Origin of the sequence: Cloacibacterium caeni (assembly GCF_907163125.1) — a bacterium.
Classification (GTDB): domain Bacteria; phylum Bacteroidota; class Bacteroidia; order Flavobacteriales; family Weeksellaceae; genus Cloacibacterium; species Cloacibacterium caeni_B.
This window is the reverse complement of the sequence record NZ_OU015319.1, coordinates 2075567-2090918: the sequence shown is the minus strand read 5'-3', so window position 1 is coordinate 2090918 and position 15352 is coordinate 2075567. Positions and strand designations below refer to the sequence as shown.

Sequence of the window (15352 nt, the reverse complement as noted above, 5' to 3'; positions counted from 1 at the left end):
TACATTTGCCTTATGCAAGCCGAAAAAATCATTTTGGGAATCGACCCGGGAACTTCTGTAATGGGTTTCGGGATTATTTCTGTTCATAAAGGAAAAATGAAACTCATTGCCATAGATGAATTGGTAATGAAAAAAGAACCCAATCATGAAACGAAACTCAAAAGGATTTTTGACAAAACTTTAGCTTTAATAGACGAATTTCATCCAGACGAAGTTGCTCTAGAAGCTCCATTTTATGGGAAAAATGTACAATCTATGCTCAAACTAGGACGAGCTCAAGGAGTGGCAATGGCTGCAAGTCTTCATCGTGATATTCCCATCACCGAATATTCTCCAAAAAAAGTAAAAATGGCGATTACTGGAAACGGAAACGCTAGTAAAGAACAAGTAGCAGGAATGCTGCAAAATCTTCTTGCAATGAAAGAATTTCCTACCAAATATCTAGATGCTTCTGATGGTTTAGCAGTGGCGGTTTGTCACAGTTTCAATCTAGGAAAACCTGAAAATGATAAAAATTACACGGGTTGGGCAAGTTTTTTGAAACAAAATCCTGATAGAATTAAGTAATTTTTAGAGTTCTAAATCTTGTAAAATTAAATTTTAGTTTACTGTAATTCAATATTTTAAAATTGTAAAATGATTTTACAAATATTTTACTGTGTAAAACCTAATACTATTCGTAACATTGTTGCGTTATTATTCGACCAATCAAAAAATATTCCTATGGAAAATAAAACGCAAACTCCAGATAAAAATATTCCTACCAAAAGCGGAATATATCATCAGATGAACGGATTTCAGAAATTTCTGATGATGTGTTCTGGTTCTAATCTACATATTTTACAAAAATCTCCTAGCGAATGGAATAAATACGCAGGAATTGGCGGAATTGTACTTTTCACTGCCGTTTTTGCTACACTTTCAGCGAGTTATGCCATGTTTACGGTTTTCGAAGATGTTTGGATTTCGACTGGATTTGGAATTTTATGGGGACTCATGATTTTTAATCTCGATAGATATATTGTCTCTTCCATCAAAAAAACGGGTAGTTTTTGGAATCAATTTTTCATGGCGGTTCCGCGTTTGATTTTGGCAACTTTTCTTGGAATTGTGATTTCAAAACCTTTGGAATTGAAAATTTTTGAAAAAGAAGTCAATAAGCAGTTGAACACTATCATCCAAAGAAATAAAACCGAATTGCAGAAAACCATGAATGGTAGAATTTTGCAACAATCTGGTCCTTTTGCTGAAGAAAAACAGAAGATTCAGAAACAAATTGCTACATATCAAGCTTCTTATGATTCTGCTGCGGTGGAATTAGAAAAAGAAATTCTAGGAACAAAAACGGGATTAACTTCAGGAAAAGTAGGCTTCGGAACGAATGCTAAAAGAAAATCTGAATTGAAAGAACAACGCAGAAAAGATTTAGAAAATTACCAAAAACAAATGGAGCCGAGATTGAAATATTTGGATTCTCAAATTTCTGGTGTGTATCAAAATCTACAAACCGAACAGAAAAATTCTGAACAAGCAGAAAATAAATTTGATGGTTTTGCTGCGAGATTACAAGCTTTAGACGAACTTGGGAAAACCAATGAAATTATGGCTCTTGCCTCATTTTTCATTATGATGATGTTTATTACGCTAGAAATTTCTCCTGTTTTGGTGAAGCTAATTTCATCAGTTGGACCTTATGATTATCTTCTCGATAAAACCGAAAACGATTACCGACTATATTCTAAGGAAAAAATAGAAAAAGGAAATGCCGCTACAGATTTTAGAATAGAGAATTTTAAAAATAATCTGGGAAAATAAAATTTCGAAAACCTGCGATAATTCAGCCACATAAAATTTCTGGAAGTTTTTTCAAGTGATAATTTTGCATCGTCAAATTATATATGAAAAGTGCTATGCAGAATTCGGGAAAAAGATGGTTTATTGCCGTGATGGCTACCTTGGTACATCTGTGTTTAGGAACAGTTTACGCGTGGAGTTTTTTCCAGAAAACCGTCTCCGAAACTTTTGGTTGGAGCAATTCAGAAACAGCTTGGGCATTTAGTTTAGCCATTTTTATGTTGGGGGTCACTGCAAGTTGGGGTGGACAAAATTTACAGAAATTTGGGCCGAGAAAATTAGCGTTAATAGGAGCTTTTCTCTACGCTTTCGGTTATATTATTTCTTATTTTGCTTTACAAAACGAAAGTTTGTGGTTGCTGTATTTCGGGTATGGAATTGTAGGAGGAATTGGTTTAGGTTTGGCTTATGTAACGCCAGTTGCTACGGTTTCTAAATGGTTTCCAGATAAGCAAGGCTTAGTAACGGGAATGGTAGTAATGGGATTTGGATTGGGCGCTTTGCTCATGTCAAAACTTTTGGCTCCGATATTTTTAGAATATTTTGAAAAAGATTTAGCCAAAACTTTCCTTGCAATTGGGATTACTCTTTTGGTTCTTCTTCCGTTTTTTGCCAATTTTCTGAACTTGCCAACAGAAGAAAAATCGACAGAAATTTCAGCCGAAAAATTAAGTGCTACCAAAGAAATTCTCTCTCCAAATTTTATTTTCATTTGGTTGATTTTCATGTTTAATGTAGTTGCAGGAATGATTTTCATATCGTTTCAATCACCTTTATTACAAGATTTATTGAAAGCCGAAAACGTAAATATAGACACCGCAACGCTAGAAAAAAGTGGAGCCACTTTAATTGCAATTAGTGCATTATTCAATGGTTTAGGAAGATTTTTCTGGGGAAGTATTTCAGATAAATTAGGAAGAGTAACCACTTTCAGATTATTACTTTTAATAGAAATGTGCGTTTTTGCTTCTTTGATTTTTATTAAATCACCCATTTTATTTTCTGTAGGAGTTTGTTTGATTTTACTCAATTATGGAGGAGGTTTCGGCGTTTTACCGTCTTTAATCAAAGATTTTTTTGGAACAAAACTGATGCCGATAGTTTACGGAGCAGCACTTACAGCTTGGGGAGTTGGAGGAATTTTAGGCCCACAAATTACCGCTTACATGAAAGATCATTTCGCCGAAAACGCAGGGTTATATGCTTATAAAGTAGCTTTGGTTTTAATAGCTTTGGGAATTGGGTTATCGTTTTTTGTGAAAAATAAAAAAGCTCAATAAAAATTGAGCTTTAGAATATCAGTTCATCAGTTGAGCATATTTTTTTCTGTTTTCCCACAAAATCCAAAGTAAAATCACCGCGAAAACCAATCCTGGAACAATTCCAGCAGGATCATGGTGAAAATGATGCGCTAAAATTCCAATGATGATAGGCAATATTACTAATGCGCCAACTGCTCTAGTTTTTGGAAGTAATACTAAAAGTCCTCCTAGAATTTCTGTAATCGCAATGAGAGGCATTAACCAACCAATTTTGCCAAAAGCATTGAACATTTCTAGTTGTTGTGGAGTTAGTTTTGGCGTTGGCATAAAGTTGAAAAATTTATTTGCCCCGAAAATAATCATTCCCACTCCGAAGAGAATGCATAAAATGTTGTAAACTGTTTTCATATTTTTAAGTTCTGGTTTAAAAATTTACTGTTCCAAAATAATACTTTGGTTGTGAATATAATTCTAAACCAAAAATTCTCCATTTAAGAGTTCCATCAACTTTATACCTATATGTATTATTTTGAACTTTTGTTAAATTAATATCAGAAACATCCCAATATTTTCCAGAAACAAAGCCATCATAAGTACTTGAATATTTGACTGGAGCGATACTTCCATTGATGTTTTTAAAATAAATAAATAAATTTTTTGATGTAGAAATTTGCTTATCTATTCTAATTATTTTAAAACTACTTATTTTGTTTATTTCAGAATTTATTTTTTTCTCTAAAGGAAATTCTTTTGAGTCATTTTCTTTATTTTCTGAAGAAGCAAGAGACATTATCCCAAAAACAAAAATAAATGAAGCAAAAATTCCAAATTTTTCTTTTATTAGTTTTACAGAGTAAAGTAATATATAAAATAAATAGAAGATTAAAGCAAAATTTAATATTCCCCATATTAATTCAATCATAGTTTTAAGTTTTTAGTAAAGATAAAAAAAAATCTCTCAAAAATTTTTGAGAGATTTCTATTTTAAAGTTTCTAGGAATTATAGTGAATAATTCGGAGCTTCTTGCGTAATAATTACATCGTGAGGATGAGATTCTTTCAATCCAGAACCTGTAATCATCACCATTTTTCCGTCTTTTTGTAAAGTTTCAATATCTTTTGTTCCGCAATAGCCCATTCCAGCTCTAATTCCTCCAGTTAATTGGAAGATAACGTCTTCTAATTTTCCTTTGTATGGAACTCTTCCTTCAATTCCTTCTGGAACAAATTTTTTGGCTTCACTTTGGAAATATCTTTCTTTTCCACCACGTTTCATGGCAGAAAGACTTCCCATTCCTTGATAAGATTTGAATTTTCTACCTTGGAAAATAATTTCTTCACCTGGTGCTTCTTCCGTTCCTGCTAAAAGTGAACCAAGCATTACTGCACCAGCTCCAGAAGCGATAGCTTTTACAATATCACCAGAAAGTTTAATTCCACCATCGGCAATTACAGCTACATTATATTCTTTAGCTTTTTCGTAAACGTTATAAATCGCCGAAAGTTGAGGAACACCAACTCCAGCTACAACTCTTGTTGTACAAATAGAACCAGGACCAACTCCTACTTTTAATACGTTAGCTCCAGCTTTAATTAAAGCTTCAGCTGCATCTGCTGTTACGATGTTTCCGCCTACAATATCTAAATCTGGAAAAGCATTTCTAATTTCTGTAATTTTATCGAGAACACCTTTAGAATGACCATGCGCTGAATCTACTGCGATAATATCTACACCAGCTTCTACTAATGCAGCAACTCTAGTCATCGTGTCATCTCCTACACCAACTCCAGCTCCTACGATTAATCTTCCGTTTTGGTCTTTATTGGCTTGAGGATATTCTAATTGATTGTCTATATCTTTTATGGTAATTAATCCTACCAAATGATTTTCTGAATCTACAATCGGTAGTTTTTCTATTCTGTTTTTGAGTAAAATTTCTTTGGCTTGCTCTAAGTTGGTAGATTTATCAGAAGTGATAAGATTTTCTTTGGTCATCAATTCTTCTACTTTTGCAGAAAGATTTTCTTGATATTTTACATCACGATTGGTGATGATTCCAATTAATTTATTGTCTGTATCTACTACTGGAAGTCCAGAGATTTTATATTTCGCCATAAGTTCCTTGGCTTCAGCCAAAGTATGATCTTTAGAAAGCGTAACAGGATCAGCAATCATTCCGTTTTCTGAACGTTTTACACGGTTTACTTGTGCAGCTTGTTCTGGAATAGGCATATTTTTATGAATAAAACCTAAACCTCCAACTCTGGCAATAGCAATCGCCAAATCTGCTTCTGTAACGGTGTCCATCGCTGCAGAAACGATAGGGACATTGAGCGTGATTTTGTCTGAAATTCTAGATTTAAGAGAAACTTGATTGGGTAAAACTTCTGAGTAAGAAGGGATAAGAAGCACATCATCGAAAGTGATGGCGGTTTCTACGATTTTGTTGTGAATAGACATCTTTACTTTCTTTGCAAAATTAAACGTTTTTTTTTAATCATGAAAATTAAATTTTCTTAATAAAAAAGCTTCCTAAATTTTAGGAAGCTTTGTATCGTATTTAATTCCTGTTTTTCACAATAATCCAGTTTTTATATGTAACCTTAGTGTTGGTATCAGGCTCTGTCCATTCTAAAACATACCAATATGTTCCCGTGACGATGCTTCTTCCGTTTTCTGTTCCATTCCAAATGTAATTGGATTGTTTTTCACTAGAGTACACTTTTTTCCCAAATCTATCAAAAATAGAAATTTTCACGTCTTTTTTCACTCGTAAATCTGAGTAATCTAAGACGTCATTTATTCCATCACCATTTGGAGTAATGGCATTAATAATATTAATAATGGTAAATTCATATTCAACAGGTGTACAGACATATGCATCTCTTACGTAGACTTTTTGTATACCTCTATTAAGATTATAAAAAACATTAGAATTCTGCCAATTTCTCTGGTCTAAATAATATTCATAAGGTGCAGTTCCGCCAGAAACATTTATGGTAATCCTGTTTCCTTGTTCTATCACGCTGTCAATTACAGGGTCTACTGCTTCTGAAATCGTAAAAGATTGCTTGTAAACACAACCATTTGTAGAAGTAAGTTCTACATAATGCGTTCCTATTCCATAAGTAGCATTGTGGAGCGTTTCTCCTTCGGTTCCGTTGCTCCATTTGTAATAAATGAAATTGGTACCTGCATCTACCTCAGCGGTGGTGTTTTTACAAATGGTTTTGTTTTGTAAATCAGTAGAAGCTTTTGGAGCTTTAATATTTACGGTAATTTTGGCCCAATTCGGACAAAAATTAGCTTTTTCGAATCTTAAGAAATAAGATCCGGTTGAAGTAATATTTTGTGTGCTCGAAATAGGATTGACATTATTTTTAGCATCATTTTCAGAGTTGAAATAAGTGATGGAAACGCTATTGTCTGTGGTAAAGAAAGGCTCAAATGTTTTAAGATTTACAGATTTTATAGCATCTAAATCATCATCACAAATAGATGGAGGTGTAGCCTCATTTGTTAAAAGATTTAGCGTAGTTCCTAATTTAAATTCAATAGGTTGAATTTCTGGCGCGCAAACACCGTTTTCTACTCTTACATAAATGGTAGTGTCTGTATTGTATGACCAATTGTTGGGCAAAGTATTGGTGTTACTAAGGGTAGCGTCTGTTAAATTTTGATAATATTTTACTACAAATTCAGGTTTGTAATTGGTAATGATAGTAGTATTTAAGTCATCTAATTTAATGGGAATATTTCCGTCAAAATTAGTATCGCAATTCGTGAATGTTGTAGGAGCTACTATTACTTTTTCTAGATATTCTACTAGAATTGCGCCTCTTAAATTGCAACTAGAATTAGAAATATAGACTTCATATTTGCCAGGCGAATTAACTGTATAAGTAGCAGATGTTTCCCCTGAGAGTATATTTCCATCTTTGTACCATTGATAAGTTGATCCGGGTTCAGTAGCATCTAAAGTCAAATTATCTCCCTCGCAAAGCGGATTGTTGGTTGAAATTAATCTATCTGTACCAATATCTTTACTGCCTACAAAACTTCCTGCTTTCAGGAAAACAGCAGAATCATAGCGACCACTGGAGTCTCCATGGTCAGCAATTACAAGTTTTATGTGGTATTTTACACCTTTTTCAATGCTAGATTCTGCATTCAGTACTTTGGTTTGTCCATTGAAATTTGTCGGCGAGTTGTTCGGGTCGTCAATTCCTAGGTATCCTCCGAAATAATTAATGTTTTGTGGGCAGGTGTTTGCTCCACTTATCGTAAGAGAGGTAACGGGCGATGTAGTGTTTGGTACAATTGCAATATTTCGATATGCTTCGGAGTTGTCGGCTTTTTTAATCAAAAAGGCAAATGCATCAGAATAGTAACAATTTCTGGGTCTATATTCTTCAGATAAGAACATATACTCGAAACTTATTTTGTCAGTATTGGCGATGAAGTCAAATTCTAAAGATGTTGCATTTCGGATATTTGTCGTGTCTAAATGATATTTATTTAGTATATCAATCAAATCTTGATCTTTTCCCCAATAAAAATTGTATTCACTTTGTGTATCATTTTTAGGACCTTCAGCTTTTTTAGCTTTTCCAGTAGATAATATAATGCCTTCATCTATTTCAAAATTGCTAGATCCTTTAGTGAAAAATCCATAGCTAGTATCACCAGCGCCAAAATCCCATCCAGAAATTGAAACATTAGATATTAATAAACAATTATTATTTGTGCCAATAAGTTTATCGACTAAATCATTTGCCGAAAAAGAAGTGTTTACATTAATGTATTGAGCATTAATGAACGTGATGAATAGTAATAATATGAAACTAAGATTCTTAGATGAATTCATTTTTATAAAATGGACAGCAAATTTACTTTATTATTATCAATAATGCATAAAAAAAACTCTGTAAGAATTTCTTACAGAGTTTTTTATGAGTTAAGTATTTAAAAAGAATTAAGAAAGAGCAACTCTCTTGAATCCTGTTACTTTTAAGTCTCCGTTTACAGATTTTACGAAATCAGCTACAGACATACCTCCATCTTTAATGAAAGCTTGGTGTACTAAAGTGTTTTCTTTGTAGAATTTCTGCATTTTTCCTTTAAGGATATTGTCAATAATGTTTGCAGGTTTTCCTTCTTTAGTTAAGATATCTCTTTCGATTTCTAATTCTCTGTCAATAACTTCTTGAGAAACTTGAGTTTCGTCTAAAGCGATTGGGTTCATAGCAGCAACTTGCATTGCTACAGATTTAGCAGCATCTTCTGCACCTTCTACGTTAGCAGAAAGAGAAGTAAGAGTAGCGATTTTATTACCAGCGTGGATGTAAGAACCTACGAAATCACCTGCTAATTTTTCAAAAGCACCGATTTCAATTTTCTCACCGATTACTCCTGTTTGTTCAATTAATTTTTCAGCAACTGAAATACCATTATAGTCAGAAGCTAAGAAATCTTCTTTAGAGTCAAAATTAAGCGCTCTTTCAGCGAAATCATGAGCTAATTTTACGAAGCTTTCGTTTTTAGCAACGAAGTCAGTTTCGCAGTTTAATGCGATTACAACACCTGCAGTGTGGTCAGCATTTACTTTAGCAATTACAGCTCCTTCTGTAGATTCTCTATCTGCTCTGTTAGCAGCTACTTTTTGTCCTTTTTTTCTAAGGATTTCAATAGCTTTTTCGAAATCTCCTTCAGCTTCTGTAAGCGCTTTTTTGCAGTCCATCATACCTGCACCTGTCGTGTTTCTAAGTTTAGCTACGTCTGCAGCAACTGGTGTATACATAATTGAAATTTTTTGTTTATTATTGTGGCATAAATTTTGAGATGCAAAGATATGAAATTTCGTGTAAACTAAAAATAGGGTTTTTGCGTTATATTTCTAAAAATAATTGATAATAAACTGAAATGAAAAACAAACTTTTACTTCTTATTTTGCTAGTCTTTTCCACCTTTTCGTTTTCGCAAACTTCTCAGGAATTAGACAAAGCAATGCTGAGTAAAGACACTAAAGTGATTGCAGAATTTATTAAAAAATATCCTAATAATAAAAACACTCCTTTTCTACAGAGAAAGCTAAACAGTATGACTGGGAGTGGAAATGCAGCCGCTAAACCGAGTATACAACCGTTGAATACAGAAAAATTAGAAAAACAGGTAGAAAAAAGTGAGGCGAAAGGAGAACCAGATGCTAAAGCAAAACGTACTGCCGAAGTTCTTACGCACTTATTTAATAATGACCCCAATAAAAAAGATGCTTACGTTTTGATTAGAAATAAATCTGAATGTAACCTCATTGTAAAATTCGAAGGAAAAAAATTCTATAATCTAGATGTTCCTAAAATGGGTGAAAATTATATTCTGGTGCAGAAAGGGACGTACAGAATTACCACGATGATTTGTAATGCGCAATACGCATCTGTAAAAAATGTTACTCAAGATATAGAAATCAACTTGAATGCAGCAAAAAAAGTCAGAAAATAATTTCTGACTTTTTTAATTTAAAATTTTTTAGAAAAATTAACCTACAAATCTACCCATTGCAATAAATTTCTCTTGTCTGTGATTTACTAATTCATCACCAGTGAAATTTTTGAGAGATTTAATATTGGTTAAAATATTTTTCTTTACATTATTATAAGCTATTTGTGGGTCGTAATGAGCTCCACCAAGTGGTTCTTCTATAATACCATCGATGATTTTCTCTTTCAGCATATCTTGTGGAGTAAGTTTTAATGCATTGGCAGCAGTTTCTTTGTGCTCCCAGCTTCTCCATAAAATAGAAGAGCAACTTTCTGGAGCAATTACAGAATACCAAGTATTTTCTAGCATGTATACTTTATTTCCTACGCCAATTCCTAAAGCACCACCAGAAGCACCTTCTCCAATGATAATGGTGATAATAGGCGTTTTCATTTGGCACATTTCATAGATGTTTCTAGCAATGGCTTCACCTTGACCTCTTTCTTCGGCTTCTAAACCAGGATAAGCTCCAGGAGTATCAATGAAAGTAACAACAGGAATTCTGAATTTTTCTGCCAATTTCATTAATCTAAGCGCTTTTCTGTAACCTTCAGGATTACTCATCCCGAATCTTCTGCGCTGTCTTTCCTTAGTAGTTCTTCCTTTTTGAGTTCCGATAATCATTACACTTTGACCGTCTATTTTTGCAAGACCACCTACCATTGCAGGATCATCAGCAAAATTTCTATCACCGTGTAATTCTACAAAACTATCTTTGTCTACTATTCCATTAATAAAATCTAATGTGTATGGTCTGTCTGGATGACGTGATAGTTGAACTCTTTGCCAAGGCGTAAGATTTCCGTAGATTTCTTTCTTTTTTTCGATGATTTTGTCTTCAATTTGGCTGCAAGCCAATTTCATATCTACACCGCTTTCTTCACCAACTAAAGAACAAGTTTGGTATTGTTCCATTAACTCCTTAATTGGTAATTCAAAATCTAAATATTCCATTTTTGTTTAGAATTAATCCTCCAAATGTAGTAAAATTTCTTGTTTGAAAGAATTATTTTATTTTTTCTATGGCTAATTTTAGCCTTGTTAAACTTTCTTCTTTGCCTAAAATTTCTAATAAATCTGGCACGTCTGGTCCTTTTAATTCCCCTACTAGAGCGAGTCTAAGAGGCATCATGACTTTCCCAAAACCTAAACCTTTTTCTTCTACTAAATGATGAATTTCTTCCTTCAAAATTTCGGATTTAAATTCTGTAGTGTTTAATTTTTCAGAAAGTTCTGTCATGATGGAAGCTGTTTCTTCGTTCCAAGCTTTTTTTACTGCTTTTTCATCGTAAGAAGCAGGTGCTTCGAAGAAGAATTTTCCTTGTGTATAAATATCTTTCACGAAAGTGGCTCTTTCTTTCATTAAGCCAATGATTTTTAATAATTTTTCGTCTGAAAGATTGATATTTTTGGTTTCTTCTAAATTTTTAAAACCTTCTAAAAGCTCTTCATTAGACTGTCTCTGAAGATATTGATGATTAAACCATTCTGCTTTTTCTTTAGAAAATCTTGCGCCTGCTTTGTGTACTTTATGCAAATCAAATTCAGCAGCCATTTCTTCTAGACTTAGGATTTCTTTATCATCAGAAGGACTCCAACCAAGAAGTGCCAAGAAATTTACAAAAGCTTCTGGTAAATAACCTTCTTCTTTGTAACCTTTGTACGTTTCGCCAGTTGCTTCGTCATAAAAATTCATCGGGAAAACAGGGAATCCAAATTTTGCGCCGTCTCTTTTGCTTAATTTTCCTTTTCCTTCTGGTTTTAGAATCAGAGAAAGGTGTGCAAATTCTGGAGCAGTCCAACCCATTGCTTCATATAATAAAATGTGTAAAGGCATTGAAGGAAGCCATTCTTCACCACGGATTACGTGTGTGATTTCCATTTCGTGGTCGTCTATAATATTGGCGAAATGATAAGTTGGCATTCCATCATTTTTTACCAAAACTTTATCATCTAAAGTATTGGTGTTTACAGAAGATTTTCCTCTGATGATGTCATCTAAATTTACAATTCTATCAATCGGCATTTTAAATCTTACTACATAAGGAACGTTCTGATTGATGAGTTCCTGAGTTTCTTGTTCAGAAAGTGTAAGACTATTTCTCATACTATTTCTGGTGAAATTATTGTATGAAAAAACTTCGCCTTTTGCTTCGTATTCTGCTCTTACTTTTTCTAATTCTTCGGGAGTGTCAAAAGCAATATATGCATAATCCGTTTTCAGGATTTCTGCGGTGTATTTGTCGTAAATATGTCTTCTTTCTGATTGTCTATAAGGTCCGTAGTTTCCTCCATGAATTGGGGATTCATCTGGAATAATGCCGCACCATTCTAGAGCTTTCATAATGTATTCTTCTGCACCTTCTACATATCTTGCTGTATCTGTATCTTCTATTCTCAGCACGAAATCTCCGCCTTGATTTTTGGCAAAAAGATAATCGTATAACGCTGTTCTTACACCACCTAAATGTAAAGGTCCAGTCGGACTTGGTGCAAAACGCACTCTTACTTTGCTCATTTTTTAGAAATTTTAAGTTGCAAATTTACGATTTTTATAGTTTTCTGATTATTATGGAGTACCTAAAATTTTTATTTCTTAATTTTGTAATATAATTTAAACTTTAAAAACATGCTAGAAATTGGTGAAAGACCTTGGGGAAAGTATTTTGTATTACAAGATGAACCTAATTTTAAATTAAAAAGAATAGAAGTTTTACCTAATCAAAGACTTTCTTATCAATACCATCATCATCGTCAAGAATTTTGGACAATCGTAGAAGGAGAGGCGGTAGTAGTATTAGACGGGGAAGAAAATTTCTTACAATATGGGCAGAGTATTTTTATTCCTCAAGGAGCTAAACATAGAATAGAGAATCGCAGTGATAAAGTTTTGGTTTTTGTAGAAGTACAAACTGGAACTTATTTTGGCGAAGATGATATCGTAAGAATACAAGACGATTACGAAAGAAATTAAAATAGAAAATCCCGAAAATGGACTGCCCCCAAAAAGTTAGACACTTTTTAGGGGCATTTTTTATGGGGAAAAGTAAATATTCAGTAGACTTTAAATTAAAAGCTATAAAGAGATATCACAAAGGGGATATTGGAACAGACGATTTAGGAAAACGCATTGGAGTTTGTGGTTCCTTGGTTCGTAAATGGATAAAATTTTATGAACTTTATGGAGTTTCAGGACTTGTTCGGCTTTCCAATACGCATTACACAAAAGATTTTAAATTAAAGATTTTATCAGTAATTGAGAAAGAGAATTTAAGTTTAAAAGAAGCGTCGAGAAGGTTTAATATTCCTGCGGAGTCCAGTATTCTTAGTTGGCAGCGAAATTACAAAAAAAATGGTATTTTAGGTTTAGAAAACAGACCCAGAGGAAGACCTAAAACCATGAGTAATTACAAGCGAAAAAAAAAGAAAACAGGCAAGCCCTTAACAAGGGAGGAAGAACTGTTGGAGAGGATTTATTATTTAGAAGCCGAGAACGCCATTTTAAAAAAGTTAGACGCCTTAATTCAGGAAAGGAAAAATCCAAAGCCATCGAAGAGTTAAGGCAGGACTTTGATTTAGCAGTACTGCTGCATTGTACATCGATGGCAAGAAGCAGTTTTTATTACTATCAAAAACGCTTTCAAATGAAAGATAAATATGCGGAAATAAAAGAAATGATTAAGCAGATTTATCATCGTCACAAAGGAAGGTTGGGCTATAGAAGAATTACTTTGCTTTTGAAAGAAAAAGGAATTTTGATTAATCACAAAACTGTTTTACGACTTATGAAAATATTAGGTTTAAAGAGTATTATCCGAGTGAAGAAATATAAATCTTACAAGGGAGAGCAAGGGAAAATTGCGCCCAATGTTCTACAGAGGAATTTCAAATCGGACACTCCTAATCAGAAATGGGCAACCGATGTTACAGAGTTTAATGTATCGGGTAATAAACTTTATCTATCTCCAATCATCGATTTATTTAATGGTGAAATTGTCAGTTTTGACTTATCTGAAAGACCTGTGTTTAGCCAAATCATCAGAATGCTAAAGAAATCATTCAGAAAAGTAAAATCTACACAAAACATCATTCTACATTCTGATCAAGGTTGGCAATATCAAATGAAACATTACCAAAACTTGTTAAAAGAAAAAGGTATTATTCAAAGTATGTCCCGAAAAGGAAACTGTTTGGACAATGCGGTGATAGAAAACTTTTTTGGAACGATAAAATCAGAAATGTTTTATGCCAGAAAGTTTGGTTCCATTCAGGAACTTAAGATGGAAATAGTGAAGTACATTCACTATTACAACAATGATAGAATAAGACTCAATCTCAAAGGAAAGAGTCCGGTACAGTACCGAACTCTTTCCTTTGAAAATATTGTTTAATTTTGTCTAAACTTTTGGGTGCAGTCTAAAATACTCGGGATTTTTTTATTTTTTATAATTCAAGATTACTTTTTCTATAATGGCTACACATTCTAGCAATTGTTCTTTGGTAATTACCAATGGTGGAGCTAGTCTTATAATATTACCATGAGTAGGCTTTGCTAATAAACCATTTTCTGCAAATTGCATGCAAAGATTCCATGCAGTAGGTGACTCTGGAGTGTCATTCACTAAAATAGCATTCAATAAGCCTTTTCCTCTCACTTGATAAATCAAATCTGTCTTAGCAATGATTTTCTGAATTTCAGCACGGAAAAATTTTCCTAATTCTTCTGCTCTTTCTGATAGTTTTTCTTCTTCTACTACATCTAAAGCTGCTACTGCAACTGCGCAAGCTAATGGATTCCCTCCAAAAGTAGAACCATGCTGACCAGGATGGATAACTTGCATAATGTTATCATTTGCCAAAACAGCAGAAACTGGATACATTCCTCCAGAAAGTGCTTTTCCTAAAATAAGAATATCTGGTTGTACATTTTCATGGTGACAAGCGATTAATTTTCCTGTTCTAGCAATACCTGTTTGAACTTCGTCTGCCACGAAAAGAACATTGTACTTTTTACATAATTCTGAAGCATTTTTTAAATATCCTTCATCTGGAACATATACACCAGCTTCCCCTTGAATAGGCTCTACTAAAAATGCAGCGATGTGTTCTGCTTCATCTTCTAAAACCTTTGCTAGTGCTTCAATATCGTTGTATGGAATTCTTAAAAATCCGGGTGTAAATGGTCCGTAATTATTGTGTGCATCTTTGTCATTAGAAAAAGAAACAATCGTGGTAGTTCTTCCGTGGAAGTTGTTTTCACAAACGATTATTTTAGCATAACCATCTTTAATTCCTTTGACTTCGTAGCTCCATTTTCTAGCGAGTTTAATGGCAGTTTCTACGGCTTCTGCACCAGAATTCATCGGGAGAACTTTGTCAAATCCGAAAAGCGAAGTGATTTTTTTCTCGTATTCTCCTAAGTTTGAATTGTAGAACGCTCTAGAAGTAAGAGAAAGTTTCTGAGCTTGGTCTGTAAGTGCTTTTACAATTTTTGGGTGAGAATGTCCTTGATTTACAGCAGAATATGCCGATAGAAAATCAAAATATTGTTTCCCTTCCACATCCCAAACATATACACCTTCTCCTTTATCTAATACAACAGGAAGCGGATGATAGTTGTGAGCACCATGTTTATCTTCTAAATCTATATAATATTGAGCGTTTTTTGTAGACATAAATGTATTATTGAATTTTTACA

The 15352-nt window shown here is 33.6% G+C and carries 14 protein-coding genes; 6 read left to right on the top strand and 8 right to left on the bottom strand.

Annotation, left to right across the window (positions count from 1 at the left end; genetic code table 11):
- Positions 1 to 12 precede the first annotated feature (12 nt).
- From ruvC to KKQ79_RS09675, 3 genes are all read left to right on the top strand, one after another.
- Positions 13 to 567: a crossover junction endodeoxyribonuclease RuvC gene (gene ruvC / locus KKQ79_RS09685; protein ID WP_213189945.1), complete on the top strand. Its 555-nt coding sequence runs from the start codon at positions 13 to 15 to the stop codon at positions 565 to 567.
- 156 nt (positions 568 to 723) lie between these two features.
- Complete coding sequence (locus KKQ79_RS09680; protein ID WP_213189943.1) at positions 724 to 1815, top strand: DUF4407 domain-containing protein; 1092 nt, start codon at positions 724 to 726, stop codon at positions 1813 to 1815.
- An 83-nt stretch (positions 1816 to 1898) separates the two neighbouring features.
- On the top strand, positions 1899 to 3134 hold the full coding sequence (locus KKQ79_RS09675; protein ID WP_250131228.1) for an L-lactate MFS transporter: 1236 nt from the start codon (positions 1899 to 1901) through the stop codon (positions 3132 to 3134).
- A gap of 18 nt (positions 3135 to 3152) precedes the next feature.
- Here the strand turns inward: KKQ79_RS09675 and KKQ79_RS09670 are convergent, their stop codons facing one another.
- The 5 genes from KKQ79_RS09670 to tsf form a co-directional block, all read right to left on the bottom strand.
- Positions 3153 to 3524 carry a DoxX family protein gene (locus tag KKQ79_RS09670; RefSeq protein ID WP_213189942.1) on the bottom strand — a complete coding sequence of 124 codons (372 nt, stop codon included), beginning with the start codon at positions 3522 to 3524 and terminating at the stop codon, positions 3153 to 3155.
- Positions 3525 to 3540: 16 nt separating this feature from the next.
- On the bottom strand, positions 3541 to 4038 hold the full coding sequence (locus KKQ79_RS09665; RefSeq protein WP_213189940.1) for a hypothetical protein: 498 nt from the start codon (positions 4036 to 4038) through the stop codon (positions 3541 to 3543).
- A gap of 78 nt (positions 4039 to 4116) precedes the next feature.
- Positions 4117 to 5577 (bottom strand): IMP dehydrogenase, encoded by a 1461-nt coding sequence (gene guaB, locus KKQ79_RS09660; protein ID WP_069798834.1) that lies wholly within the window; start codon positions 5575 to 5577, stop codon positions 4117 to 4119.
- 100 nt (positions 5578 to 5677) lie between these two features.
- The gene (locus KKQ79_RS09655; protein ID WP_213189939.1) at positions 5678 to 7984 is read right to left on the bottom strand and encodes a choice-of-anchor L domain-containing protein; all 2307 of its coding nucleotides are present in this window, start codon (positions 7982 to 7984) and stop codon (positions 5678 to 5680) included.
- Between the two features lie 108 nt (positions 7985 to 8092).
- A complete protein-coding gene (gene tsf, locus KKQ79_RS09650) occupies positions 8093 to 8917 on the bottom strand; it encodes a translation elongation factor Ts (protein WP_069798828.1) in 825 nt (274 codons plus the stop codon).
- Positions 8918 to 9039: 122 nt separating this feature from the next.
- On the opposite strand from tsf, the gene KKQ79_RS09645 reads away from it, so the two are divergent.
- Entirely contained in the window at positions 9040 to 9615 is a 576-nt protein-coding gene (locus tag KKQ79_RS09645; protein WP_213189938.1) for a DUF6759 domain-containing protein, read from the top strand.
- Positions 9616 to 9651: 36 nt separating this feature from the next.
- Here KKQ79_RS09645 and KKQ79_RS09640 read toward each other — a convergent pair whose 3' ends face one another.
- The gene (locus KKQ79_RS09640) at positions 9652 to 10608 is read right to left on the bottom strand and encodes an acetyl-CoA carboxylase carboxyltransferase subunit alpha (RefSeq protein ID WP_213189937.1); all 957 of its coding nucleotides are present in this window, start codon (positions 10606 to 10608) and stop codon (positions 9652 to 9654) included.
- A 52-nt stretch (positions 10609 to 10660) separates the two neighbouring features.
- Complete coding sequence (gene gltX / locus KKQ79_RS09635) at positions 10661 to 12172, bottom strand: glutamate--tRNA ligase (protein WP_213189936.1); 1512 nt, start codon at positions 12170 to 12172, stop codon at positions 10661 to 10663.
- 111 nt (positions 12173 to 12283) lie between these two features.
- Here gltX and KKQ79_RS09630 point away from each other — a divergent pair, with 111 nt between their 5' ends.
- Positions 12284 to 12628 (top strand): phosphomannose isomerase type II C-terminal cupin domain, encoded by a 345-nt coding sequence (locus tag KKQ79_RS09630; RefSeq protein WP_069798819.1) that lies wholly within the window; start codon positions 12284 to 12286, stop codon positions 12626 to 12628.
- A gap of 62 nt (positions 12629 to 12690) precedes the next feature.
- Positions 12691 to 14045 (top strand): IS3 family transposase gene (locus KKQ79_RS09625; protein ID WP_213190712.1). Its coding sequence is split into 2 segments (ribosomal slippage): positions 12691 to 13165 and positions 13165 to 14045, totalling 1356 coding nucleotides; the frame shifts between segments, so codons are not numbered across the junction.
- A gap of 45 nt (positions 14046 to 14090) precedes the next feature.
- Here KKQ79_RS09625 and rocD read toward each other — a convergent pair.
- On the bottom strand, positions 14091 to 15329 hold the full coding sequence (rocD, locus tag KKQ79_RS09620; RefSeq protein ID WP_213189935.1) for an ornithine--oxo-acid transaminase: 1239 nt from the start codon (positions 15327 to 15329) through the stop codon (positions 14091 to 14093).
- Positions 15330 to 15352 lie beyond the last annotated feature (23 nt).